We start from the raw sequence: 23,763 nt of genomic DNA, 5'->3' as shown, positions 1-23,763 counted from the left end.
GTCGCAGGCGCAACTCATGACGAACTTGCTGCCGCTCACGATTCTTGCCACCGGCGCCGCGTTCGCGACGCTGGCTGCGGTTGCGGGTAACAATCTCATTACCGGTGATGGCGGGCGCGCCTCCACGCCTGCCGATATGTCGCGACTCAATATGGTTCGCGCCATCTATGACAGCGAAGGCGGCATGGGCGAGGCCTACTATGCCTATGACGGTCGTGTGTGGGCGCGATGGGAGACGGACTTTCCGGAAGGCGACGACAATTTCAGCCATCGCCTCAAGCAACTGACTCGCATCAACGTCGCCCCCAAGGCCGCGAGCCGCCTGCTCACCGCGCCCGATCTCGGCGACTTCCCCATGCTGTTCATGTCCGACCCGGGCTACATGGTGCTGACGGAAGAGGAGCGCGCCGCGTTCGAGAACTATCTGGAGCGCGGCGGCTTCGTGTGGGTCGACGACTTCTGGGGCGACGCCGAGTGGCAACAGTTCGCCAATGTGATGCGCACCGTATTGCCGAATCGTGAGTGGCGCGTGCTCTCGACCGACCATCCCATCTTTCACACCGTGTTCGATCTGAAGGAGATGCCGCAGATTCCGGCACTGCCCTTCGCCAGCCCGGGCGGCCCCACCGCCGAATCGCCGGGCGCGCACAAGTATCCCGCCGGCTCGCTCGATACGCCGGAAATGCGCGCGTGGCTGGACGACGATGGCCGTATCATGGTGCTCGCCACCCACAACACCGACATCGGCGACGGCTGGGAGCGCGAAGCCTACGGCGACTGGTACTTCGAGACCTTCTCCACGCGCTCCTACATGGTCGGTGTGAACGTGGTTGTGTATGCAATGACGCACTGATCCTCCGCGCCCCATGACCAATGTCATCAATCTGAAAAAAGCCAAGCAGAAGCGCGCCGACGGCAAGACGCTGTGCACCTCGGGTTTTCACAAGTGGGAGCTGCTCGCGGGGCGCCGTTTCGATGTGAAGCAGGGCCGCCTGGTCAGCACCGAGCGCTGCAAGCGCTGCGGCGAAGAGCGCATCAAACTGACCTGAAGCCTGTCGACAGGCATACTACCGGCCGTGATAACCGAGGCCGACAAGATCAACACGGAGATCGACACGACGCGTTCGCGTCTGGCGCTCGGCTATGCGTGGTGCGCCGGGCTGGTGGCATACGCCGTCGCCATCTACCTCACCAGCAACGAATCCCAGGTGTGGATCAACGATCTGGCCTGGACCCTCGCCGCTGCCGCCGCTGCGTCTTGCTGCTTCCGCACCGCTCGTCAGGTCGAGCCCGAACGTCGGCGCGCGTGGCTGTGGATCACCGCCGCCTGCGGCAGCTGGTTGTTAGGGCAACTGCATTGGAACTACGTGCATCTGATCCTGAAGGTCGCGCAGCCCTTTCCCAGCCTCAACCAGATTTTCTACAGCGGCTTTGCGTTCTTCATCGTGATCGGCGTGACTCAGCTGCCCGAGGCGCGCAACCGCGAGCCGTTTACTCTGAAGCATGCAGGCAACCTCGGTCTGGTGACTTGCTGCCTGGCGGTTACGGTGGTGTTGGGCATGCTCGAGCCGGCGCTCCAGAACTCGAGCATGACCGCCACATTTCTCTGGATCGGCGTCGCGCACACCGTGCTGGTCGCCGGGACGTTTCTATTTACGCTCAGTGCTCTGTGGACCTTCCGCTGGGGCGCCTCGTGGACACCCATGTTGTTGATGGTCATCGGCACCTGCGTCTACGCCGTCTCCAACTTCACCTACGCACACGCGCTGCTGACCGAAAGCTACTTGCCCGACGACGTGGTCAATGTCAGCTGGCTGCTCATGTTCGGTCTGGTCGCCGGCGCGGCCCACGAGCAGGTGTGGATCAGCAAGCGCGATCAAGGCGACATCACTCAAAAGATCCGCGTGCGCGAGCGTTGGCTCGAAGCGGTGATGCCGGCGTTGCTGATCGTCATCATGATCGTCGTGGTGTTGAGCAGCTCCGCGACCTTCACCCCCCGCGTCATCTGGCTGTCGGCGACGATCTCGATCCTGTTCGCGGTGATCCTGGGGGCGCGCGAGGCCTGGATTCAGAACGAATCGCAGGAGCTGACGGACCAGCTGATGAACGCCAATCAGCAGCTGCAGGATGCGAACATCGAGCTGCGCCACAGCGAACAGCGCTATCGCGAGCTGACGACGGCTCTGGAGCAACGCGTCGGCGAGCGGACCACCGAGCTCAAGCGCGCTTACGACGAGCTCGAAGGATTCTCGTACGCGGTCGCGCACGACTTGAAGGCGCCGCTGCGTGCCATCAACGGCTTCGCGCACTTGTTCGAGCAGGAGCTGCAAGGCCAGCTGACGGATCGCGCCCGCGAGCATCTGTCACGCATCCGTAATGGTTCGCTGAAGATGGCGACGCTGATCGACGATCTGCTGTCGTACTCGCACATCGATCGTCGCGGCATGCAGGCCAGCGTGGTGAGTCTGCCGTCGCTGGTGGATCAGGTGTTGAATCCGTATCAGGACGAGATTCAACGTCGAGGCATCGCGATGACGGTGGTCGTCGAGCCGATGACGGTGCGCGTCGATGCGAGTGGTCTGGCGCTGGCGCTGCGCAATCTCGTGGAAAACGCGTTGAAGTACACGCGCGATACGACGAGCCCGCGCATCGCCGTGGTGTGCCGGCGCAAGGATGGTGGCGTGCTGTTGGCCGTCACCGATAACGGCATCGGCTTCGACATGCAGTACCACGATCACATCTTCAAGCTGTTCCAGCGACTGCACCGGGACGATCAATACCCCGGCACGGGCATCGGCCTGGCCCTGGTGCGCAAGGCCATCGAACGACTCGGCGGCAAGGTGTGGGCACAGAGCAAGCCGGGCGAAGGCTCGACGTTCACGATCGAGTTGCCGGGCTAGGAATTCGCCGGCGCACGCCGCCACACCTGCTCGATGCGAGCGGGCACGGGCTTGTGATCCAGCATGCGAACGACCAGCAGCGTGCCGACCAACGCCAGGATCGATCCCAACGTGAAGGCGGGCGCATAGCCGATGGCGTCGGCGATGGCAGCGCCCGTGATGTTACCGATCGGACCCATCACGACGACCAGGCTGGCGAACAGGGTGTAGTCGGTGCCGGCGTGCTCGGGATCGGAGGCGTCCATCATCAACGTGAACAGCGCGACTGTCGCCATCGTGCCGATGACGCCCTCGAAGATAGTCGCGATCCATAGCAGCGTCACACCACCCATGCCAAGTGCCGCGACGATATAGAGCGTGTACGAGAGCGCCTGAGCGATACCACTCGCAAGCACCGCCGTTCGCCGTCCGGCACTGTAGGCGAGCCAGCCACCGATGACTGCGCCGAGGAGGCTGGTGGCGGAGCCGACGGTGCCTTTCATCAAAGCGATGGCTTCCTTGTTCATGCCTTGATCGATGAGGAAGGGACCGAGCAGTGTTGCGACCATTTGATCGCCGTAGCGATACAGAAAGATGATCAAGGCGAAGCGCAGAATGCCCGGCTGCATCAATCGGCGCAGCCAGCCGATGAGTAGTTCGGCGGCGGTGTATTTGGGGCCGCCGTCGGTGGTCGTTGTTTCTTTCAGAAGGAATGTCGGCAGGGTGGTGAGTGCCAGCAGGACGGCCATGCAAAGAAAGGTCACCTGCCAACCTGCACGCGCGAAGACGCTGAGGAGCAGACCGCCGCCGAGGATCATGCCGAAACGATACGCGCCGACTTGAATGGCGTTCGCGAGGCCCCGTTCTTTTGTATCGAGCATGCGAACGGCGAGACCGTCGGTGATCACGTCCTGCGAAGCTGCGATGAGATTGAAGGCGAACGCGGCGACGATGAGGATCATCAGGCCGTGCTTCGGGTCGGCCTGAGTCAGGAGTAAGGCGCCGGCGATGGAGGCGAACTGGAAGAACAGCAACCAGGCGCGGCGAGTGCCGGTGTGGTCCAGGACTGGCGCCCAGAAGAACTTCAATATCCAGGGGAGCGAGACGAGGCTGAGAGCGCTGATCTGAGTCAGCGAATAGCCGGCTTCGCGGAGTAGCACGGGGAGTGCGAGGGTGAAGAAGCCGAATGGCAGGCCCTGCGCCATGTAAAGGGCAATCAGCAGGGTGATCTTGTAGGTGCGGGTCATCCGGGAGACGGGGCTTGCGTGTCCAATGGCAATGGTACTTTACGCGGGTCCAGAGCTTGGGCCGAGGAGCAAATCAAGGAGTCGGCACGCAACGAGCGCGAACTCGAGCCGGTTGCCAGGTCTGCTGCTCATCGGCGTGAAGCGGAGCCAACCAGGGGAAAAACTCCACGTGGAGTGCCGAATGTTAAATTCCACTGGCGTCCGGATGGCGAGGCGAAGCCGGTCTGCACCGCACGATCGCACGACGCAATCAAGGTATAGCCCTTTGGAAGTGTCGATAAATAGCGCGATATCGGTAAGCCTCGGCGACAAGTTTCTGCTTCATGTTGCTGTTGTTTGGATCACGCCTGCCAGGATGCAGAATGTACCGGCACCGCCGAAAATCATCGATCCCGAGGCCGCCTATTCTGCGAGCCGCGTCGGCTTCGAAATCGGCCGTATCTGATGAATATCGGGAGTTGAGAAGTGGCATAACTCCAGCGCAGTTGTGATGTATCGGGTCACTTTGGTCGTCTACATACATGTTAGGCAGACGGACAAGAGCTAAGACTTATCCGCCTGCCGCTCGGATTCAACGCGTCACAGCGCCGGAACGATAGTGATGTGCTGGTCAGCTATGTGAACTTGCACGCGCTGTCCCACGGAGAAGCCGGCCTGCTGCAGCCAATATCCGCGCAAGCGCAAATAGGGAACTTCGGGTGGTCGTGGTCAGCGGCCATCTAGTTGATATTCGTAACAGGAGCCGGTGATACTCAGCAGGCGGGATTTGTGCGAGACGGAAACGTGAGCAGCCATGATGGCCTCCTAGTAGATTGTTCATCGGGCCTCTTGTTCAGAGAGGCGGCCGGGTACTTGAACACCGCTACTAGACGGCCCGCAGTTTTTCCCTTTCGGGTGTTGTATAGCTGCGCGCTACCCGACCATAGTCGTAAACGACAGGCACAAAAAAACCGTAGGCTTTCGGGTACGGTCAGCCGCTAGTAGAAGGTGTGTTCAGCACCCGCCAAACAATCTAGCGGACATAAGGATGTAGGGTCAATAAGAATGCCTAACAAGCGAATCGAGTCCGCTCCCTTCGGTCGCCCGACTCGCAAAAGCCTGCGGCTTTTGTTCGCGGCTCATTCGCTGCGGCGTTGGGCGCTTACTACGGAGATTCACGATGGCTGAAAGGAAGGCAAAAGTCTTCAAGGAAGGTGCGTTCGGGGCGTGTTCGTATGAGAAGACCAGTCCGCAGCAACTCGCCGAGACGACACGCGCGGTCAACATGGTGTTGTCTTTCGAGGAAGCGCTGAAGCTCAATCTGGCAATTGACGAGGCCGTAAGAAAGCTGGGTCGATACAACCGAGCGACATCAGCGGGGAAGCGAGCCGGCCTGATGCTTATCGTCCATTTCGACAAGAAGCGAATCAGGGTCCAAGAGGGGAAGCTCTCGTGAACCTGCCCAACAAGCGGCGGCGTTAGGCCGCATGGACACTCTCACTCACATCTGCGCTCGTTGAGCACTTGGCCTGTTGGACCTCAAAGAGATCACATCGATGAGCAAGCGCCCTCTCTGCGGCGCAAGCGTGGAGTCGCCAGCAAATGCTGGCTAACGACTACTGCGCAGTCCACCCGCCATCGAGCACCAGGCACTGACCCGTAATATTCCGAGCCGCCGGGCCGAGCAGGAACTCAACGCTCCCCACCAGCTCTTCCGTCGTGATGAACTGCCGCTTCGGCATCGGCTTCAGCATGATCTCCTCGACGACCTGCTGCTCCGTCATGTTGTGCGTCTTCGCCAGCGATGCGATCTGCGCATCCACCAGTGGGGTCTTCACATACCCTGGGCACACCGTGTTGATCGTGATATCCACATCGTGCGTTTCCAATGCAACCGTCTTGCTGAATCCAACGAGACCATGCTTCGCCGCCACGTACGCACTCTTGAACGGCGACGCAATCAGCGCGTGAATCGAGCCGATATTCACGATGCGGCCAAAGTTCTTCTTCCGCATCGACGGCAACACCGCTCGCGTGAGCAACGCCGTTCCCGTCAGCATCACCGCAATCAGCAGCTGCCACTTCTCCGGCGGAAAGTCCTCCAGCGGCGACACAAACTGCAGGCCGGCGTTATTGATCAGCACATCCGGCGTGGCATCGCCCAGTGACGCGAATGCCGTCTCGATCTGCTTTGCATCCGATAGATCGAACGCCAGCGTTCGAACCGCCGGCAGTTTCTTGTTCAACGCTTCGAGCGCCTCGCGCTGCAAATCACAGGCGATGACGTCGTGGCCGGCCGCCGCGAAGTGTTCGGTCAGGGCGAGGCCGATGCCGCTGGCGGCGCCGGTGATCAGGATGCGATGTTTCGAAGCCATGAAACCAGTAGATCAGCTTTTCAGGTGCCGTGTTTTGCCATTAAGACCTGAAACACGACACCTGAAACATTCGTTCCGCGATCAGTAACGGTACGTCGCCGTCACCGACACAGTGCGAGGCGGTCCGTAGAAGCCGATCTGACTGAACCCGCCCGTGGCCCCGGTCGCGCCGAAGTCGTAGCCCGCGACTCGGTATTCCTCGTCGAGAATGTTCTTGCCTTCGACCGCGAATCGCCAGGTGTCATTGGCGGTCGTGTAGGCAACGCCCAGATCGAGGATGTCGTAAGCCCCTTGATCCGTGATGCTCGCGGTCGTGTTCGCGACCTTGGTGGCGCTGCGGTACTGGTAGCCCGCGTGGATGCTCATGTCGCCCGAGCCCAGCGACCACTCATACGTGCCGCCAACGAACGTCGTCCAGTCCGGGGAATTGATCGGCTCGTTGAAGCCGCTCAGATCCACACGACACCCAGGCGCCGGCGTCGGGCACGAGGTGAAGAATTCTTTGAACTCGGCGTCGAGGTAACCGACGTTCGCGACCAGCGTCAGCCCCGCCATCGGTCGCCACATCGTCTCCAGTTCCACGCCCTGGTTCACTTGTTTGCCCGCATTCAGCACCGCAGTGGCGTTGACCGGAATGCCGCCGCGGATCACGAATTCCTGCGTGGTGATCTGGATGTCCTTGTACGGCGTGTAGAACACCGTGAGGTTCAATCGCAGGGAATCGTCGAACCAGGCCGACTTCATGCCCACTTCGAAGTTGTCCGCGGTCTCCGCGTCGTAACCGTTGCTCGTGTTCGGGTTGGCGAGCTGGTTGCCACGCATGTCGAAGCCGCCGCTCTTGAAGCCTTCGGCGTAGCTGAAATACAGCATCAGGTCGTCCTGGAGCTTGAAGTCCATGCCGAGGCGGGGCGAGACGTTGGAGAAGCTGCGGTCGTTGGTGTAGTTGCTCTGCACCGCCGCCAGCGTGAATCCGGGCGGCACATTGTTCTGATCGAACAACGTTGCGTTCGGTGCCAGCACGCCGACGTACTGGGCGACGAACACGCTGGCTTCCTTGTCGTCCTGGTTCCAACGCGCGCCGACGTTCAGGTTCATGCGATCGGTGAGCGACCAGGTGGTGTCGAAATAAACGGCGATGCTGTCGGTATCGACGCTGCCCTTGGTCAGCGAGGTCAGTCCCAGCGAGCCCAGCGACGCGTCGAACGCGCCTTCGGCCATGCCAGTGAAGTAATAAACGCCCGCGACCCCTTTCACCAGATCGCTGGTGTAAGTCAGTTGCACTTCGCCGCTGGTCTGATCGTCGCTGTATTCCGCCGGCACCTGGAACAGGTTCTGGTTCAATTCGTCGAAATCGATGAACTGGCGGCCCTTGCCCTCGCGATACGCGCCGACGATCTTCAGATCCAGCGCATCGGTCAGCGATTGGGTATAGGTCGCGGCGACGCCTTTGTTGATGAACCGATCGCGATCCACCGGCATGTCGGTGCGCTGATCGTAGCGGTCGTTCAGGCGCGGATAGGTGCCTGCCGCCGGGCCGGCGGCGATGGTGAGATTGTTCAGGCGCTGGCCGCCCGCGGCATTCGAGTTGTCCTGGACGGTGTCGGCGAGAATGCGCAGCTTGGAGCTGTCACCCCAGACAAACGTTGCGTTGGCGCGCGCGGCGAGCACGTCTTTGTCTGAAACATCCTGACCGACATGATTATAGGGGCGGGCGCGGCCGTCATCGACGAGCTCGCCATAACCGTCGCGGCGCAGGTAGGCCACGGCGGCGCCCAGGAAGACGTGCTCATCGATCACCGGGATCGAGCCGCCCACCTTGATTTCGCGCTGGTTATAACTGCCACCGGTCGCTGAAACATTCAGCTTCGCCTCGTCGGTGGCGATGTCGCGGGTGACGTATTTGATCGCGCCGGCGATGGTGTTCTTGCCGTACAGCGTGCCCTGCGGGCCGCGCAGGACCTCGATGCGTTCCACGTCGTAAACGTCCAGCAATGCGCCTTGCGGGCGGGCGACATACACGTCATCGATGTAGATGCCGACGCCGGGCTCGAATCCCCACAGCGGATCGTTCTGGCCGACGCCGCGAATGTAGGCGTTGATCGTGCTGGTGGTGGCGCGGCCCGCGTTCACTTTGATGTTGGGTGCGAACGCGGTCATGTCCTCGAGCGTGCGGACGTTTTGTGTCTGCAGCTGATCCGCGGTCAGCGCGGAGATCGCCACAGGTACATCCTGCAGGCTTTCTTCACGTCGACGCGCGGTGACGACGACGCTTTCGATGCTGGTGACGGATTCGTCATTGCTGGATTGCGCGCCGGCAACCGTCGGCAGTTGCGTGGCGAGAATGGCGGCGATCGACAGGCGCAAGGCGCCCCGAGATGCACAGGCAGTCATGCTCAAGTCCCCCTAATTGACCCGTTATTCGAGGCAGGTCTGAATTTATTCATCAGTTGATGATTATTGGCGAGAGTGCCTCCGGCCGGGCTCGCTGTCAATTATTCAGCAGATGATGAATACTTATCCGACGCACCGGGATGGGGCAAACGCCCCCTAAACGAGTATGCTGTTAGGGTAATTACCTAAGGAAGCGTTGTTGGGGCGATCACCCAGGCCTCGGCAGAGTTACAGCCGGTTGGAATGCTTCGGCAATCGAAGCGGTCGCGGGGGAAGATTGACAGCGGGCCAAAGAGTGTCGGGATGAAAGTGAGCACCAAACGCCGCAAGGTCCGCCGGGGCCGGCCCTTGAAGACCGATGCCGCGCCCGACATGCGGGAGCGCATCCTGGACGCCGCCGAAGATCACTTCTCACGCCATGGCTTTTGGGGCGTGACGGTGCGCGAGGTGGCGCAGGAAGCGAAGGTCGACACCGCCCTATTGCACTACTACTTCAACACCAAGCGCGGCCTGTTCGACGCGGTGTTCGAGCGCCGGGCGGAGATCATCAACAAAGAGCGCAGCGACTCCATCGACGCGTATGTGAAGTCGGCTGGCAGCGCCATCACCGTGGAAGGCGTGATCGATGCTTTCCTGCAGCCCATTCTGCAGCGGGCCGCGACCGGCGATCAGCGCTGGCATAACTACTTTGCCTTGATCGCTCAGGTGAACAACACCCCGGTCTGGGGCGGCGAGACCATGGGGCGCACCTTCGACAACGTGATTCATCATCTGATCGACGCGCTTCGCAAGGCGCTGCCCGATGTGAGCGAGGAAGAGTTGTACTGGAGCTATCACTTCCTGTCCGGCGCGCTGACCTTGACGCTGTCGCAGACCGGTCGTATCGACCGGCTGTCCGAGGGAGTGTGTAAGTCCAGCGATTTCGAAGCCATCGGCCGGCGCATGGCGCCGTTCATCGCCAGCGGCTTCGAGCGTCTGTGCAAACCGCAGACCGCAAAGCGCAAAAAGATCCCCTGAGGGCGGGCGCTTTCAGGTACAACGTCGGCCCATGAATTGGTTCGTCCAAGGTCTCACCCTGGTCCTGAGCACGATCGGCGCGCTGCTGCCCATCGTCAATCCCCTGTCCGCCGTCGGCATGGTGGTGACCATCACCGCCAACCTCGACGAGCATGAGCGCACCGAGCAGATCAAGCGCGCCTGTATCTACATGTTCTTCATTCTCACGTCGTTCCTGGTGGCGGGCGGCTTGATCATGAACTTCTTCGGCATTTCCATTCCTGGGCTGCGCATCGCCGGCGGCATGATCGTGAGCTACCTGGGCTTTCGGATGCTGTTTCCGGATACCGTCGTGATGTCGCGGCAGGAGCAGATGGAGGCGGCCGCTAAACCGGACGTATCGTTCACGCCGCTGGCCATGCCGGGCTTGAGCGGCCCGGGCTCGATCGCCGTCGTCATCGGTCTGTCGGCCTCGGCACAGCAGAACGATCACATCGTGCTCGGTCACGTGTTGATCGCGTTGGGCATCGCCGTGGTCGGTGTGATTTCTTACATCACGCTGCGGGCCGCGACCAGGTTGTCGAAAGTGCTCGGCATCGCCGGCATGAACGCGATGGCCCGGATCATGGGCTTCCTGCTGATCTGCATCGGCGTGCAGTTCATGATCAATGGCGTGCTGGACGTGGTCCGCCTGGCGCGCACGGTCTAATTTTTGGTCGAAAGCGGCCGAGGCCCTTTCGACACGACCGGCAAAAGGCGTGACTTTTGCCGGTCTAGCCAAAAACAGCGAACAGCTGCCGGGACAGCGCGACCGGCCGACCGTTCGGGTCGTGCAGAATCCCGGTTTGATTCACATAGCCGCCGGTCGCGGCATCGATATCGCTGTCGATGCGCCACCAGGCGCCCGGGCTGAATCCCAGGTCGTGCTCGAAGAACTCCAGCATCCACACCAGAGAACTCCCAGGGGCTGGCGCCCGGAACATCGACAGCGCGGGCGTCGGTATGCAATCCACCAGACCGACGATGTGCGACTCGGTCAGCTGCGCCGGATCGCGGTGACGAATAAATACTTTCGACGCCGAGCGCGTGCCGGTGAAGGGCTTGGCGCCCAGGGCCCAGCGCAGCGCGAAGTGCTGAACGAACGCCGGGAATTTATCCGGCGCGTAACGAACCTCGTTGATGTCCTCGACCTTGCGAGGCGGCTCGACCGCCACAGGTTTGACGAGCACGGCCGACTCGCGGTCCATGCCATAGACGCCGACCAGTACCGCTGCCACTTGATCGCCATCGAGCACTTCGCACTGAGCCAGAGTCACTGCTCGACCGACGCGCAATACTCGTGCTCGTGTGCGCCAGGTGCCGGCGGTGGCGGGGCCGATGAATGTCGTTTGTAACGAACGTAGCGGTCGGTCGCGAGGCACCAGCCTGCGCATCGCTTCGTTTCCTACCGCGGCGACCAGGCCACCGAAGGTGGCGCGTCCCTGCATCCAATCATCGCTGACCGTGACCGTGCCTTCTTCGCCCGTCGCACTAATCGAATCGAGAATCTCGGAGAACTGCATCGATAAGCCTACGCAAGCGCGGAGTGGTCGTCTGCCCTGACCTCTGCAAGATTTCGCTGGTCGAAATGCTTCGCCAATCGAAGCCGTACAGAGCGGCCCAGGATATTGGTCAGCAGTATCTGCGTCAGGCTCGACATTACAGCAGCTTCGCGCCGTTCGGCACTGGTCTTTCCGGACGGACCAGCACCACGCGGCCTTGCTCATCGTGGCATCCGGTGACCAGTACTTCAGAGCGGAATGGGCCGATTTTCTTGGGCGGGAAGTTCACCACCGCCATCACTTGCTGTCCGACCAGAGCTTCCTTGCCATACAGCGCGGTGATCTGCGCGCTCGACACGCGCTCGCCGATCTGCGGGCCGAAATCGATGCGCAGTTTCCAGGCAGGCTTGCGCGCTTCGGGAAACTCCATCACTTCCAGAATGGTGCCGGCGCGCAGCTCGACCTTTTCGAAATCGTCCCAGGTGATGGGTGGCGCGAGCGGTACTTGAGTCATCACAGTTCCTCGAATGCGTGATCGAGCGCTTCCGTATTGGCGCGGCCTGGCGCCACCATCGGCATCACATGCTGAGTGGCGTCGATCGGCACGCGGATCAGCACCGGGCCGCGTGTCGACATCGCACGGGATAGCGCCTCATGCGGATCGTCCACCTCGCCCAGGTCCAAGGCCGGAATGCCGAACGCCTGCGCGATGGCCACGAAGCGGCTCGGCCGGGAAAACAGCGAGGCGACGAAGCGCTGCTGATAGAACAATTCCTGCTGCTGCCGGACCAGCCCGAGCGCGGCATTATCGAGCAGCACGATTTTCACATTCAAATCCAGCTCGGCCAGCGTCGCCAGCTCCTGCACGTTCATGAGCAGGCTGCCATCGCCGGTGAAACACACGGTGGTCGCGTCGGGTTCGGCCAGCGCCGCGCCGATCGCGGCGGGCAGGCCGAAGCCCATCGTGCCCAGGCCACCCGAGGTCAGCCAGCGGTCCGGCCGCGCAAACGGGAAACGTTGCGCCACCCACATTTGATGCTGGCCCACGTCCGTCGTCACGATGACATCGTCCGGTGCGAGCGCGCCGACGGCCTCGACGATGCCGTAAGGCGAGCACAACTCGCCGGCGCCCGGCGTCTTCAGCGGATGACCCTGCTTCAGTTGATTCACTCGGGACAGCCAAAGCGTTCGTTGAGTGGGCTGCACGCGCTCGAGCAGCTCGCGCGTCGCGGCACCGGCGTCGGCGCAGATCGAGACGTCGACCGCTTTGATCTTGCCGAACTCGCGTGGGTCGATATCGATGTGAATGATGCGAGCGTGCGGCGCGAACTTCCTGGGATCGCCGGTCGCGCGGTCGTCGAAGCGGGCACCGATGGCGATCAGCAGATCGCACTCGTCGATGATCAGGTTGGTATAACGCGCGCCGTGCATGCCGAGCATGCCGATGTCCAAGGTGTGGCCCGCGGGCAACGCGCCCAATGCCATCAGTGTCGATGTCACGGGCAAGCCGGCGCGTTCAGCCAGCTTGCGCAGGTCGGCATGCGCACGGGCTTTGACGATGCCGCCGCCCACATAGAGCACCGGCCGTTGAGCGGCGTGAATCAGTCGGGCGGCGAGATCGAAGTGTTGTCGCGTGTCGAGCACGGAGATGGAGCGGTGCTCGCGCGGCGCTTCATGCAGCGGTTCCGGGTCGGCGAGCTGGAGCTGAACGTCCTTGGGCACATCGATCAGCACCGGTCCGGGGCGCCCGCCCTCGGCGATCCGGAATGCTTCGGGGATCACGTGCCACAGCTCGCTCGCCTTCCGCACGAAAAAACTCGCCTTGGTGATGGGTCGCACCATGTCGACGGTCGGCACTTCCTGAAAGGCGTCGGTGCCGATCAGCGCTTGCGGCACTTGTCCGGCGATGCAGACCAGCGGAATCGAATCGAGTTTCGCGTCGGCCAGCGCGGTCACCACATTCGTCACACCGGGGCCCGAAGTCGCGAAACAGACGCCGGCTTTGCGGGTGATGCGCGACATCCCTTGCGCGATGAAGCCCGCCGCTTGCTCGTGTCGCGCCAGGATGTGGCGAAGGCGCGTCGCACGGCCCAGCGCTTCATACAGCGGCAGCAGGGCACCGCCGGGAATGCCGGCAACGATATCGACCCCCTGCCGTTCGAGCAGGTGGATGATGAGGTCGGCGCCGCTGCGTTTCGGTGCGCTGGCCGGTTGTGTCGCGATCATCAAGGCTCCTGGGTTGGAACCCTCGTCGACTCTAGCCAGCGTCTAAAACGAAAAACCCCCGCCGGCTTTGCGCCGACGGGGGTCGTTGATTCGTAATTTAATAATTCCCCTACGGCGCGTAACTGATGGCTACGACCGGTACTACGACGTTGATCAGGGTAATGATCACGGCGATGGGGGAGGAAGTATGGGACACGTGCGGGTTAGTCACTTGAGTCACGTGACCCCACTATAGCCACCCCGCGCGCAACCAACAAGTGCGCCGACGTGCAGAAGCTCACTTATTGCGTCAGGGAGCGCGGCGCAGGCCCAACATAATGCGCGGCCGGTCGAATGATGCGGTTGTCCTGTCGCTGCTCGATCACATGCGCGATCCAGCCGAACACACGCGAGGCGGCGAAGCTCGCGGTGAAAAATTCCTTGGGAATGCCCAGTGCCAGATAAACGACACCTTTGTAGAACTCCAGGTTGGCGCGCAGCGTGCGTCGTTTCTCACGGGTTTGTTCGATGAAGGCTTCATCGACCGCGCTCAACACGTCCAGCAGCTTCACATGCTCGGGTCGATGCGCGACCTGCTGAGCCAGCGCCCGGATCATGCGTGAGCGAGGATCGACCACGCGATACTCGCGATGCCCCATGCCCATCACCTTGCGCCCGGTCGCAAGGCATTGCGCCACGAATTCGTTGGCGCGTTCAGGCTCGCCGACTTCCAGTGCCATTTCCAGTGCCTGCTGATCGGCGGCACCGTGCAGTGGCCCATATAGCGCGCCCATCGCGGCCGCCAGCGCCGAAGTTGCAGGAGCCAGCGTCGAAGTAACCACGCGCGCCGTGAATGTGCTGGCGTTGAAGCCATGATCGAGTTGCAAGATCTGCGCACTTTCAAACACCGATACTTCGTTCGGCGACGGCTGACGGCCGTGCAACAGTTGCAGATAGCGCTCGCCATAGCGAAGCGACGCTGGATATGGATGCTCGGGATGATCCTGTAACGCCGCGTAAACCGTCGCGATGGCGGCGGGCAGGCGGGCGGCGACGATGAGTGCCTCCTCTTCCTGCTGTGAGCGGCCCAAGCTGATCGCTGGCGGGTCCAATGCAAGCAGCGACGTGATCGATTGCAACGTCGCCATGGGATGCTCACCGTGCCGTGCGAGCTGTCTGAGCGAGGCGGCGAGATCCGGCGGCAACCGACCCGCGACCCACAGATAGTCTTCGACTTCCTGAAGGCGATCGGCGTCCGGCAGCGTGCCGAATACGATCAAGTGCATCACTTCGGCGAAGCGTTTGCGCGCCAGCTCTTCGACGGCGTAGCCGCGGTAATACAGTCGCCCCGCTTCGCCATCGACCAGCGAGACCGACGTGGTATCGGCGATCACGCCTTCCAACCCTTTGTGAACGTGTTGCAAAGACTCGCTCATGACGCCCTCTCCCACACCCGGTCCGATGACTGCTCAAGCTACGCTTGACGGCCGCGCTTCACGACGCCGCGGCAACGATGCGTTCATCAGCGGCTGTGATCGCATCGACAGGCGCGATAACCTTATCGCCCGCGCTGAAAACGCAGCGCTTGCGACGATGAATTTGCAGTACCGGCAACGGCTGCGCGAAAATTGACCACATGCAGATCGAGCGTAACGAAGTCCGTTGTTTTCATGCCGTGGTGGAGGCCGGTGGCTTCAGTCGCGCCGCTGAACGATTGAACTTATCCCAGTCGGCGGTGAGCCAGGCCATCGCCAATCTCGAGCATCGGCTCGGCGCGGTGCTGTTACGTCGAGGCAATCCGCCGCAATTGACCGAAGCCGGCATCCGGCTGCTGCGCTATGCGGAGACGGTGCTGAACGAGGAGCGCGAGACATTAGCGGACATTGCGCAGATCAAGACCGGCGCATTGAGTACTTTGTCGCTCGCGATGTCGCCCGCCACCAATGCCCGTTTCGGAATCGCGTTGTTGCGTGAGTTCTCGGAACGCAATCCGCTCACCCGTTTCAAAGTCACAGTCGCGCCCAGCCGCGAGATCGTGCACGGCGTATCCGATGGCCGATGGGAAGTGGGGTTCGGGCCGTTACAGCACACCATGCCCGATTACTTCACGGTCTACTCCTGTTTCGCCGAGACACGACGTTTGATGATTGCTCGCGACCATCCCAGCCGGGATGCGCTCAAGCGCGATCCGCAAGCCACGCTGCGGACATTGCCTCTAGTGACTTCTTATCTCGACGAAGCGGCCCGCCGTCCCAGCGGCGACCGGCTGCGCAATGCGTTCGCGTCGGTCTGGGAAGTCAGCCATATGGAATTGCGACTGGCTTTGGTCGCCGAGGGCAAGGCCGTGACTTATGTCTCCAATCTGGTGACTGAGCTGCCGCCCGAGCTGGAGCTCATCGAAGGCCTGCCGTTCTCCAGTATCGAGCGACAGGTGGGCGTCTATCACCTTCGTCATCAGCCATTGTCGCAAGCCGGCGCCCGGTTCCTTGCGCTGTGCCGCGAGCGCTGGAATATCTGAACACCCATTTACTGGAATATTTGCAATCGTGCGCTGATAACTCACTGTCCCTTGGTCCGGGGTGCTTACTCCATTCGCCTAAGCAATAGCCGGTAGAGTTGCTCAACGCGCCCGACGTATCCGCTGTGATACGTTGCCGTCGGGGCAGAAGAAAGAGCCGCGTCCAGCGCAGACGCGATAAGCAACCTACTTTCAGCGGGGCGTTATGTTCGGGTTCACGCAGTGGTGGCGGCGACGCCGGCCTGCGAGTCACAACGATTTCGACGCGGACGGCGGCGTGCAGCAGCTGCAGGCAATCAACAAGCGCTTGCAGCTGTATCTCGATCGCGCGCCGCTCGCTTGTATTGTTTGGGATACCCAGCATGTGGTGCGCGCCTGGAATCCCGCGGCGGCCGCAACGTTTGGATACACCGAAGCGGAAGCCATCGGCCGTCACATTCATGAACTGGTCGCCACGCCGACCAGCATGCCGGTCATCGACGAGGTCTGCCCCAGGTTGCTGTCGGGTGTCGAATATCCTGACGGAGTGATGCTCGAGACCCGGCGCAAGGACGGCAGCCAGATGCACTGTCATTGGCATCTCGCGCTGGTCGATCGCGGTACCGCCGACGAAGGCGTGATCGCATTCGCCAGCGACGTGACTGCCCGCCTGCAGGCCGAGCGGGATCGCGAGCTGCTGGAGAAGAGCCGCGCGCTATCGGCCATGGCGGGCGGCATCGCGCATGACTTCAACAACATCCTGCTGGCGATCTGTGGCAATGCCCGGCTCGCCTCCGAAGACTTACCGGTCGATCACCCGGCGCAGCTGTCGCTCACCGAGGTGCAGCGGGCAAGCGCCCGCGCGGCCGGCATCATCAATCAAATCCTGGCGTTCAGCGGCAATGAAGAAGAAACCTCGAAAGACATCGTGTTATTCCACGACGCGGCGGCCAAGCATCCGTCGCGCACCTCGCAAGTGCCGCGTGGCGAAGGCCAGAGCGTTCTCTACGTCGACGACGAGGAATCGCTTGTATATCTCATAAGCAGAGTGCTGCAACGATTGGGCTACCGGGTGGCGGGTTTCACCGATGCGAACGAAGCACTCGCGGCGTTCCGTTCCGATCCGGCGGCGTATGAAGTGGTAGTCACCGATCTGTCGATGCCGAGCATGTCGGGCATCGAGTTCGCAACACACGTTCTGCAGTTGCGTCCTGAAGTGCCCGTGGTGATGACGTCGGGTTACGTGCGTCCCAAGGATCGCGAGTCGGTGATGAAGACCGGCGTGCGCGATCTGTTGCTCAAGCCGAATACGGTGGAAGAGCTGGGCGATGTGTTACATCGCCTGATGCTGCAGAGTCGGGCTCAGAGCCCCTCCTGACAGCCTCTTTTGATTTTTCCCCTGCGGGGAAAATAAAAATACCAAGGCGGCGGCGTCAGGCGGCCACCACCGGGTCGAAAATCACGAAACGATTGCGGCCGGCCTGCTTGGCCTTGTACAGCGCTTCGTCCGCCTGGCGATATAACAATTCGAACGTCGTATCGGCGCCGGGCGCCACGCAGATGCCGATCGACACGCCGAAGTGCGAGCGACTCGAATTCTCGTCGTGCGCGTACACCTTGCCCAGAATGCGACGCGCGATTTCGGTCGCCGCGTCCAGGTCGCAGCCGGTGGCGAAGATCAGGAACTCATCGCCGCCCATGCGCGCGCAGATGTCTTTCTCGCGCACGCTGTTACGGATGGTGTCCGAGACCTTCATGATGAATTCGTCGCCGGCCGAATGGCCGTACAGATCGTTGATCCCTTTCAGGTCGTCGATGTCGACCAGGATCACCGCGTAACTGGAGGCCCGTGCCGCCAGCGCCTCGCGCGAGAATCTCAGCGCGCCACGGCGGTTCAGCAACTGCGTCAGCTCGTCGCGGATCGAGATTCGATATTGCTCGTCGATGCGATCCTGCACGTGATAGTGATAGCGCGACACGATGTATCCAATCAGCAGCGCGATCAGCACCGCGCCGGCCACCGAGCCGTAGAAGATGGCGCGGAAGCTCGATTCCAGCGCCAGGTAATACTTGATGTCGAAGTCGACGCCGACGAAGCCGCTGTAACGGCCCTGGCTGTCGTAGATGGGCGTGTGACCGGACAGGAACGTGCCGTAAACGTCGCGCTGAAACTTCGGGTAGACATACGTTTCGCCGGCGGCGATCCGCTGCAGATAGTCCGGATCCGGCTCGGCGTCGATGCTCTCGAACGGCTCCATGTAAGCCGACGGTCGCAGCTTGCGCGGGGTCTTCAGCTTGTTCGAGGCGGCGGTGTCGACGACGAAGTAGCTCTTACCGCCACGCTCCATCATCGTGTAGACGTAGAAAATCTCGGGGTCCGCGGAGTGAAAGCGCACCAGCGGGGCGACCACGCGCTCGTACAGCTCGGGCGTGTAGTTCGCGGGATCGAGCAGCTGCCGATGCAGATCGCCATCGACGACGCTCGCCGCGATCTGCGCAATCTCGGCGACGTGCAAGCGCAGGACTTCCAGCCGTGCCTGCTTGGACAGCCATTGCGGGACTGCCACCACGGTCAGCAGCACGGCCAGCGCCGCGAGCGTGACCAGCCAGAAAATGCGTGGCGAGATTTTTCGAAAGTCGCGGAACATCAGGTCGCTATTTAAGCACTCTCAGCGAGGACGTCCGTATGTCCCTTTGTTCATTTCCTGGGAGCCATTGTTGCATACAAGGCCGGACCGCAGGGCAAAACGCGTCACGTCATGACCGTCGAGTCACAGGCCAGGCACGGACCTGGCGGTCATCTATAGCGGTACGGTGGACGGCGCGACCATGAAAGGCACCGTCAGACTGGGGGGCTTGGGTGAAGGCACGTTCACCGGCAGCAAGCAGCCCGGCTAACTGATTTTCTCGTCAAAAGCGGCCGAGGGCCCTGTTGACACGCCCGGAAAAAGGCGCGACTTCTTCCGGGCTCAATCCAGCCCCTTCCAGCAATGCAATTGCGCCAGCTCGATGGCGCTGCGACGGCGCAGGCGTGCGGAGCGCTCGCGCTGTTCGCGTTCACGGCGCAGCTCGGGCCAGCGCTCGAGATACGCCGCGAGCACGTTGCGATCCGGGGAGTAACGGGCGAACGCTTCAGCATGCGCCGCGCGCAGAGCCATGGCGCCGTTGTAACCGCCGAAGCCTTGAGTCGCACACAACGCGCCGCCATCGGCATTGCCAATCACCGGTGCCGATTGCAGCTTGAACGATTCAGCCACCGCGCCGAGATCCGGATCGAGATGTCGTAGCGTCGGCACGCCCACCGTGGGTTTGCCGAGCAGGAACTGCAATGCCTGCGAGACTGCTTTCAAGCCCGTCTCGCCCATGGTGTGACCGTCGCCCACCGCCTTCGGTGTGCCCACGGCCACCGTCGGCAAGGCGCCTTTGATGCCTTGTCTTTCTGCGGCCGTGGCTCGCGCGCTGGCAGCGGTCGTGAGGTCGGTCTTCGAATTCGTACGCGTGCCGGTGGCGTGCGCGACCAGATATTGGAAGTCGGACACGCGATAGCCGTGACCGCGATAAGCCAGCTCCAACGCGTGAATCAACGCGTTCTCGCCGCCGAAGCCCACACCCGCGAAGTGCGCTTTGCCGCCCGCCTCGCCGCTCTGACCCCAGCCGACGATGATGGATGTGATATCGAGGAAATTACGCAACGCGAAGTCGAGCGTCGTGACGACCAGGCCCGAGCCGCCCTCGCCCACCACCGTGCCGTTGGCATCGATGTCGAACGGCGCGAGGCTGTCCGCGATCGAGCGTTGTTCAGCCGGGCTACGGCCCGCGTTGATGGCTTCCAGCTTGCCTCGGGTCATCAGCGCGCCGGGACCGAATGCGTCGAGAATCTGCCAGTTCGGGCGAGTCGCCGCGTCGGCCGCGGTCCACAACACCAGCTGCGGTCGCTGATAGCCGGGATAGTCGAGCACCATCTGCGGCGCGAACTCGGAGAACACGATGGAGCTGGACGCGCATGCGCCCACGGCGTTCAGCGGAGTCTGCGGTACGCGCATGTAGCCGCTGGCCGAGCGCAGCGTGTCGAGCAGCTCGGGATGCTTCAGCGACTTGCTGAGCGAGTACGACGGCGCAAGCATCGTCGACAGCAGCGCTGGACCGTGCGACGACAATGAGTTCGCCAGGCGCATGGCGAACTTGTCGCGCAGCTTGTCGTTCTCCGGCGTGACCGTGCCCGCCGGGCGCAACTGACCGTGCGCGTCCAGGCCCGGAAAGGCGGTCGCGCCGGCGACCCGAAACTCATACGGATTCGGGATCAGCTCGGACAGCGACACCGGCAGGGCGGCCAGGGCGCCCAAGCCACTGTAGGCAAATAGCTGCGCCTGCAATGACGGACCCAGGCGCGGGTCGTCATCGAACAAGCCATACATGTCCTTCAGCGCCGAATCGCGGACATCGCGGTACGTGAGCCCGGCCAGCTTGCGCAAACCGCCGCGATCGAAGTCATGGGGCAGGCACGCGGCCACGTCGGTGACCACGGCATTGCCGAGCGCGGTGAGCTCGTCGATATAACGGATGCCGAGCGACGCGCGCAGCTGCTTGCCGTGCAGCCGCTCGATTTCGGCGACGGTGGTGCTCTCGCCATTGACCCAGCGCAATTTCAGCGAGCCGTCGAGCTGGGGATCGATATCGACGAGGCCTGCGTCGAACGCGGCCAGCGCGATGAATTCAGGCGCGTTGGTGACGCGCGCGCGATAGGTCTCCGTGCTGCCTACTGCCGAAATCGAGCAGGGCGTTCCTACCGTGACCAGAACTTTGTCGGCCGTGAGCACTTAGCTTCCCGAAAGACTCAAACCACCAGGATAGAAGAATACACTCCGCCGTCACAGGTTGCTGCAACGCGCGGACATCCACAATGAATTACTGGGGTCTGCGGATACCCCCGGGAAGATATTCTAGATGGCTGAAATGAGTCTGGATCGGCGGGGGGCGGGCCGCTGCCCCCCGCGAAGTCTCACAAATGCGAGGCGACGTGGTCCACTTCCTCGCTGCTGCCGATGATGACCGGCACGCGCTGGTGAATGTCGGTGGGCCGCACCTCGAGAATGCGCTCGCCCGGCGCGCTCAGCGCCTTGCCGCCGGCCTGTTCCACGATCATGGCCATGGGATTGGCTTCGTACATCAGCCGCAGCTTGCCCTTGGGCGCCTTGCGGGTCGGCGGATACATGAATACGCCGCCCTGCAACAGGATGCGATGAACGTCGGCGACCATCGCGCCGGCATAGCGGCTCGAATAACCGCGCTCCTGCGCCCACGCCAGATACTTCTGATAGCCCTCGGGGAAGCTGAGCCGATTACCCTCGTTGACCGAGTAGCACTTGTGAGCGTTCGGTATGCGCAGGCCCTGCGCGACGCGAATGAAGGCGCCGTATGCCGGGTCCAGCACGAACATGTCCACGCCGTTGCCGATGGTCAGCACGAACACGGTCGACGAGCCGTATAGAACATAACCCGCCGCGACCTGCTCGACGCCCGGTTGCAGCAGCGACGCCTGCGCGGTCGGCGAGCGACGATCCTTGCGCAGGATGGAGAAGATGGTGCCGACGGCGCCGCAGACATCGAGATTCGACGAGCCATCCAGCGGATCGAACAGCACGCAGTACTTGCGCTCGTCGGCGTCGTCGGTGCGCAGGATCACCGGCTCCTCGTTTTCTTCCGAGGCGACGATGGCCACGCCTTCGCGGCCGCCGAGCGTGCGCAACAGGATGTCGTTGGCGATGACGTCCAGCTTCTGCTGCTGCTCACCCTGAACGTTTTGATTGCCCACCGTGCCCAGCACGTCGTCGAGCCGCGCGCGGCGGACATGCGAGGCGATCATCTTCGCCGAGATCGCCAGCGCCGACAGGATCCAGGAGAACTGACCGCTCGCCTCGGGATAACGGGTCTGCTGCTGCAAGATGTGAGCTTGGAGCGTAACGATCTCGTTGGGCCGGGCGGGCGCGACGGCGGGCGTATCGATCATGGCGGACATGCGGCGTGGGGCTTCCGATTGAAGTTCGATGTAATGCACCGGCGGACCGGATGGATCCGTGGCGTCACTCGAAATGTATCATCAGAAAACCGCGCGCCGAGGGACCGCGTCACTTGATAACGCTGTCCATGAGAAATAATGGGCGGTCGAACGGCGCCGCCGTCGCAATACAGAGTCAGGCGGCTTCGTTTCGAGCGCGTTTGCGCGGTACGCGGAACGCACCGGTTTTGAGCGTCGCATATTCGCGGTCCATCACGACGGTCCGATTGCGGCCGCCTTCTTTCGCCGCGTACAGCGCCTCGTCGGCGAGCTGGATCAGGCCATCGTGATTGCGGCCGGTCTGCGGCTCCACGCATGCGGCACCGATGCTCACAGTCACATGCGGACCGACCGACGACGCCGGATGCGGCAGCTCCAGCGCCGCCAGATTGTTATGCATCTCGCGGCACAGCTCTTCGACGCGATCGCGGTTCACATCGAACAACAGCACGACGAATTCCTCACCGCCATAGCGAGCCGCGATGTCCAACGGCCGCCGCGCCGACTGCGCGATGGCACTGGCGACGCGTGCCAGACAATGATCGCCCGCCTGATGGCCGGCGTGATCGTTGAACGCCTTGAAATGATCGAGGTCGACCAGCAGCAGCGCGATCGGCGCGCGCGTGCGGATCGCCTGATTCCACAAACGTTCGATGTGCGCGTCGAACATGCGACGGTTGCCGATGTTGGTGAGGGCGTCACGATGCACCGAGTCGGTCAGCATCATGTTTCGGAACCAGTTCAACCGCTGCGTGCGCGAGAAGCTGTAGTAGAAGAAAAATCCCAGCACCAGCGCGAACGAGGTCATGGCCAGATCGAACAGACGTTGGCCGCTGTTCAAGCCGGCGACCCAGCCCGTCAGACCGTAAGCGACGACGATGGCGGTTGCGGTGATGGTCGCTTGAGCCTGCATCATGCCGAACAGCATGTAGGCCGACAGCACCAGCATTGGCAGCACCGAGCTGAGCGAATAACCCTGGCGATGCATGAGCAAGTCACAGGCTACGATACAGAGGCTCTGCAGGAGCGCCACGACGGGCGCGGCGAACGTCAACCAACGGGAATAGAGCTTGGTGTAGGTGACCAACAGCATCGCCGTGCAGGTCGGCAACACCACGCCGAAGCGGAGCAGGTCGACGATGAACATCTGGTCCGGGGCGAACAACGATTCGCGCAGCGCCCGGAAGGGACCGCCCGCCATTGACACGATCAACAGCAGGCCCATCGCGGGCAGCATCGTGTACTTCACCCGCTCGCGCACGTGCTCCGTATGCCAGTTCCGATACTGACTCTCGAGCGGCTCGGCGAAGGAAAGCGGCGGCAACAGCTTCGCGAAGCGCTCGCGTAGGAAGTTGCGGTGCTTGGTTGGGGGAGGCTTCATCTGCACGGAAGTAGGTTAACCCTGTACGCGCTCCAAGAGCACGGACGAAAATCGCATTACCCTCACAGCATGGGGTCGAAATCGTCGCGGCAGCGGGTCGAAGTTGGAAAGTTGTGACCTGAGTCACAATCGGCTGGAGCCCCAGAAGGGGGTCGGCTGGCGTGGGAGGCACCTTCGCACACCCATGTTACGGCCGCGCGGATGTAGTCGAAGCTTT

General features: G+C 62.1%; 22 protein-coding genes. 10 read left to right on the top strand and 12 right to left on the bottom strand.

From position 1 onward, the window contains the following. Positions 1 to 16: 16 nt before the first annotated feature. The 3 genes from EKO19_RS30660 to EKO19_RS30650 are packed head-to-tail and all read left to right on the top strand — an operon-like array spanning position 17 to position 2,900. Positions 17 to 853, top strand: coding sequence for a DUF4159 domain-containing protein (locus EKO19_RS30660; protein WP_129781224.1), 837 nt, complete (start codon positions 17 to 19; stop codon positions 851 to 853). Positions 854 to 866: 13 nt separating this feature from the next. Next, positions 867 to 1,049, top strand: a complete 183-nt coding sequence (locus tag EKO19_RS30655; protein ID WP_129781223.1) for a hypothetical protein — start codon at positions 867 to 869, stop codon at positions 1,047 to 1,049. Between the two features lie 27 nt (positions 1,050 to 1,076). After that, positions 1,077 to 2,900: a sensor histidine kinase gene (locus EKO19_RS30650; RefSeq protein ID WP_129781222.1), complete on the top strand. Its 1,824-nt coding sequence runs from the start codon at positions 1,077 to 1,079 to the stop codon at positions 2,898 to 2,900. On the opposite strand, the gene EKO19_RS30645 is transcribed toward EKO19_RS30650, so the two are convergent. Further along, positions 2,897 to 4,126 (bottom strand): MFS transporter, encoded by a 1,230-nt coding sequence (locus EKO19_RS30645; protein ID WP_129781221.1) that lies wholly within the window; start codon positions 4,124 to 4,126, stop codon positions 2,897 to 2,899. The genes EKO19_RS30650 and EKO19_RS30645 overlap by 4 nt on opposite strands. 265 nt (positions 4,127 to 4,391) lie before the next feature. Here EKO19_RS30645 and EKO19_RS30640 point away from each other — a divergent pair, with 265 nt between their 5' ends. Beyond that, the gene (locus EKO19_RS30640) at positions 4,392 to 4,571 is read left to right on the top strand and encodes a hypothetical protein (RefSeq protein ID WP_129781220.1); all 180 of its coding nucleotides are present in this window, start codon (positions 4,392 to 4,394) and stop codon (positions 4,569 to 4,571) included. Between the two features lie 134 nt (positions 4,572 to 4,705). On the opposite strand, the gene EKO19_RS40055 is transcribed toward EKO19_RS30640, so the two are convergent. Further along, the gene (locus EKO19_RS40055; protein WP_129781219.1) at positions 4,706 to 4,810 is read right to left on the bottom strand and encodes a SymE family type I addiction module toxin; all 105 of its coding nucleotides are present in this window, start codon (positions 4,808 to 4,810) and stop codon (positions 4,706 to 4,708) included. Positions 4,811 to 5,285: 475 nt separating this feature from the next. Between EKO19_RS40055 and EKO19_RS30630 the strand changes: the two genes are divergently transcribed. After that, positions 5,286 to 5,561, top strand: a complete 276-nt coding sequence (locus EKO19_RS30630; protein ID WP_129781218.1) for a hypothetical protein — start codon at positions 5,286 to 5,288, stop codon at positions 5,559 to 5,561. A 160-nt stretch (positions 5,562 to 5,721) separates the two neighbouring features. Here the strand turns inward: EKO19_RS30630 and EKO19_RS30625 are convergent, their stop codons facing one another. Further along, complete coding sequence (locus EKO19_RS30625; protein ID WP_129781217.1) at positions 5,722 to 6,480, bottom strand: 3-hydroxybutyrate dehydrogenase; 759 nt, start codon at positions 6,478 to 6,480, stop codon at positions 5,722 to 5,724. A gap of 81 nt (positions 6,481 to 6,561) precedes the next feature. Next, positions 6,562 to 8,871, bottom strand: a complete 2,310-nt coding sequence (locus EKO19_RS30620; RefSeq protein WP_129781216.1) for a TonB-dependent receptor — start codon at positions 8,869 to 8,871, stop codon at positions 6,562 to 6,564. A gap of 303 nt (positions 8,872 to 9,174) precedes the next feature. Between EKO19_RS30620 and EKO19_RS30615 the strand changes: the two genes are divergently transcribed. Together EKO19_RS30615 and EKO19_RS30610 are read left to right on the top strand one after the other, a co-directional pair. After that, positions 9,175 to 9,888, top strand: a complete 714-nt coding sequence (locus EKO19_RS30615; protein ID WP_129781215.1) for a TetR/AcrR family transcriptional regulator — start codon at positions 9,175 to 9,177, stop codon at positions 9,886 to 9,888. Positions 9,889 to 9,919: 31 nt separating this feature from the next. After that, positions 9,920 to 10,576: a MarC family NAAT transporter gene (locus tag EKO19_RS30610; RefSeq protein WP_129781214.1), complete on the top strand. Its 657-nt coding sequence runs from the start codon at positions 9,920 to 9,922 to the stop codon at positions 10,574 to 10,576. 64 nt (positions 10,577 to 10,640) lie between these two features. On the opposite strand, the gene EKO19_RS30605 is transcribed toward EKO19_RS30610, so the two are convergent. From EKO19_RS30605 to EKO19_RS30590, 4 genes are all read right to left on the bottom strand, one after another. Next, on the bottom strand, positions 10,641 to 11,429 hold the full coding sequence (locus tag EKO19_RS30605) for an acyl-CoA thioesterase (protein ID WP_157995510.1): 789 nt from the start codon (positions 11,427 to 11,429) through the stop codon (positions 10,641 to 10,643). A 136-nt stretch (positions 11,430 to 11,565) separates the two neighbouring features. Continuing rightward, positions 11,566 to 11,922 (bottom strand): tRNA-binding protein, encoded by a 357-nt coding sequence (locus tag EKO19_RS30600; RefSeq protein WP_129781212.1) that lies wholly within the window; start codon positions 11,920 to 11,922, stop codon positions 11,566 to 11,568. Continuing rightward, the gene (gene ilvB / locus EKO19_RS30595) at positions 11,922 to 13,634 is read right to left on the bottom strand and encodes a biosynthetic-type acetolactate synthase large subunit (protein WP_129781211.1); all 1,713 of its coding nucleotides are present in this window, start codon (positions 13,632 to 13,634) and stop codon (positions 11,922 to 11,924) included. The genes EKO19_RS30600 and ilvB overlap by 1 nt, the downstream gene beginning before the upstream one ends. Positions 13,635 to 13,915: 281 nt before the next feature. Next, on the bottom strand, positions 13,916 to 15,049 hold the full coding sequence (locus tag EKO19_RS30590; protein ID WP_129781210.1) for a citrate/2-methylcitrate synthase: 1,134 nt from the start codon (positions 15,047 to 15,049) through the stop codon (positions 13,916 to 13,918). Here EKO19_RS30590 and EKO19_RS30585 point away from each other — a divergent pair. The 3 genes from EKO19_RS30585 (at position 15,048) to EKO19_RS30575 (ending at position 17,488) form a co-directional block, all read left to right on the top strand. Beyond that, a complete protein-coding gene (locus EKO19_RS30585; RefSeq protein WP_129781209.1) occupies positions 15,048 to 15,245 on the top strand; it encodes a hypothetical protein in 198 nt (65 codons plus the stop codon). The genes EKO19_RS30590 and EKO19_RS30585 overlap by 2 nt on opposite strands. A gap of 4 nt (positions 15,246 to 15,249) precedes the next feature. Beyond that, positions 15,250 to 16,131, top strand: coding sequence for a LysR family transcriptional regulator (locus EKO19_RS30580; RefSeq protein ID WP_129781208.1), 882 nt, complete (start codon positions 15,250 to 15,252; stop codon positions 16,129 to 16,131). A 205-nt stretch (positions 16,132 to 16,336) separates the two neighbouring features. Then, entirely contained in the window at positions 16,337 to 17,488 is a 1,152-nt protein-coding gene (locus EKO19_RS30575; protein WP_129781207.1) for an ATP-binding response regulator, read from the top strand. Positions 17,489 to 17,543: 55 nt separating this feature from the next. On the opposite strand, the gene EKO19_RS30570 is transcribed toward EKO19_RS30575, so the two are convergent. The 4 genes from EKO19_RS30570 to EKO19_RS30555 all read right to left on the bottom strand — a co-directional run bounded on the left by EKO19_RS30570 (position 17,544) and on the right by EKO19_RS30555 (position 23,546). Further along, complete coding sequence (locus EKO19_RS30570) at positions 17,544 to 18,758, bottom strand: GGDEF domain-containing protein (RefSeq protein WP_129781206.1); 1,215 nt, start codon at positions 18,756 to 18,758, stop codon at positions 17,544 to 17,546. 321 nt (positions 18,759 to 19,079) lie between these two features. Beyond that, positions 19,080 to 20,927: a beta-ketoacyl-[acyl-carrier-protein] synthase family protein gene (locus tag EKO19_RS30565; protein WP_129781205.1), complete on the bottom strand. Its 1,848-nt coding sequence runs from the start codon at positions 20,925 to 20,927 to the stop codon at positions 19,080 to 19,082. Positions 20,928 to 21,109: 182 nt separating this feature from the next. Next, positions 21,110 to 22,126, bottom strand: coding sequence for a class 1 fructose-bisphosphatase (gene fbp, locus EKO19_RS30560; RefSeq protein WP_217705713.1), 1,017 nt, complete (start codon positions 22,124 to 22,126; stop codon positions 21,110 to 21,112). 175 nt (positions 22,127 to 22,301) lie between these two features. Further along, entirely contained in the window at positions 22,302 to 23,546 is a 1,245-nt protein-coding gene (locus tag EKO19_RS30555) for a diguanylate cyclase (protein ID WP_129781204.1), read from the bottom strand. Between the last annotated feature and the right edge of the window lie 217 nt (positions 23,547 to 23,763).

The sequence above is a fragment of the Peristeroidobacter soli genome (assembly GCF_004138485.1).
Taxonomy (GTDB): domain Bacteria; phylum Pseudomonadota; class Gammaproteobacteria; order Steroidobacterales; family Steroidobacteraceae; genus Steroidobacter; species Steroidobacter soli.
The sequence above is the reverse complement of the archived record's forward strand: the minus strand, read 5'-3'. Positions and strand labels throughout refer to the sequence as shown.

Coding starts and splice junctions, on each gene's coding strand:
- EKO19_RS30660 (WP_129781224.1), top strand. CDS start 17: ATGACGAACTTGCTGCCGCTCACGATTCTTGCCACCGGCGCCGCGTTC.
- EKO19_RS30620 (WP_129781216.1), bottom strand. CDS start 8,871: ATGACTGCCTGTGCATCTCGGGGCGCCTTGCGCCTGTCGATCGCCGCC.
- EKO19_RS30615 (WP_129781215.1), top strand. CDS start 9,175: ATGAAAGTGAGCACCAAACGCCGCAAGGTCCGCCGGGGCCGGCCCTTG.
- EKO19_RS30575 (WP_129781207.1), top strand. CDS start 16,337: ATGTTCGGGTTCACGCAGTGGTGGCGGCGACGCCGGCCTGCGAGTCAC.
- EKO19_RS30645 (WP_129781221.1), bottom strand. CDS start 4,126: ATGACCCGCACCTACAAGATCACCCTGCTGATTGCCCTTTACATGGCG.
- EKO19_RS30580 (WP_129781208.1), top strand. CDS start 15,250: ATGCAGATCGAGCGTAACGAAGTCCGTTGTTTTCATGCCGTGGTGGAG.
- EKO19_RS30655 (WP_129781223.1), top strand. CDS start 867: ATGACCAATGTCATCAATCTGAAAAAAGCCAAGCAGAAGCGCGCCGAC.
- EKO19_RS30555 (WP_129781204.1), bottom strand. CDS start 23,546: ATGAAGCCTCCCCCAACCAAGCACCGCAACTTCCTACGCGAGCGCTTC.
- EKO19_RS30625 (WP_129781217.1), bottom strand. CDS start 6,480: ATGGCTTCGAAACATCGCATCCTGATCACCGGCGCCGCCAGCGGCATC.
- EKO19_RS30610 (WP_129781214.1), top strand. CDS start 9,920: ATGAATTGGTTCGTCCAAGGTCTCACCCTGGTCCTGAGCACGATCGGC.
- EKO19_RS30590 (WP_129781210.1), bottom strand. CDS start 15,049: ATGAGCGAGTCTTTGCAACACGTTCACAAAGGGTTGGAAGGCGTGATC.
- EKO19_RS30605 (WP_157995510.1), bottom strand. CDS start 11,429: ATGCAGTTCTCCGAGATTCTCGATTCGATTAGTGCGACGGGCGAAGAA.
- EKO19_RS30570 (WP_129781206.1), bottom strand. CDS start 18,758: ATGTTCCGCGACTTTCGAAAAATCTCGCCACGCATTTTCTGGCTGGTC.
- ilvB (WP_129781211.1), bottom strand. CDS start 13,634: ATGATCGCGACACAACCGGCCAGCGCACCGAAACGCAGCGGCGCCGAC.
- EKO19_RS30630 (WP_129781218.1), top strand. CDS start 5,286: ATGGCTGAAAGGAAGGCAAAAGTCTTCAAGGAAGGTGCGTTCGGGGCG.
- fbp (WP_217705713.1), bottom strand. CDS start 22,126: ATGTCCGCCATGATCGATACGCCCGCCGTCGCGCCCGCCCGGCCCAAC.
- EKO19_RS30600 (WP_129781212.1), bottom strand. CDS start 11,922: ATGACTCAAGTACCGCTCGCGCCACCCATCACCTGGGACGATTTCGAA.
- EKO19_RS30585 (WP_129781209.1), top strand. CDS start 15,048: ATGACGCCCTCTCCCACACCCGGTCCGATGACTGCTCAAGCTACGCTT.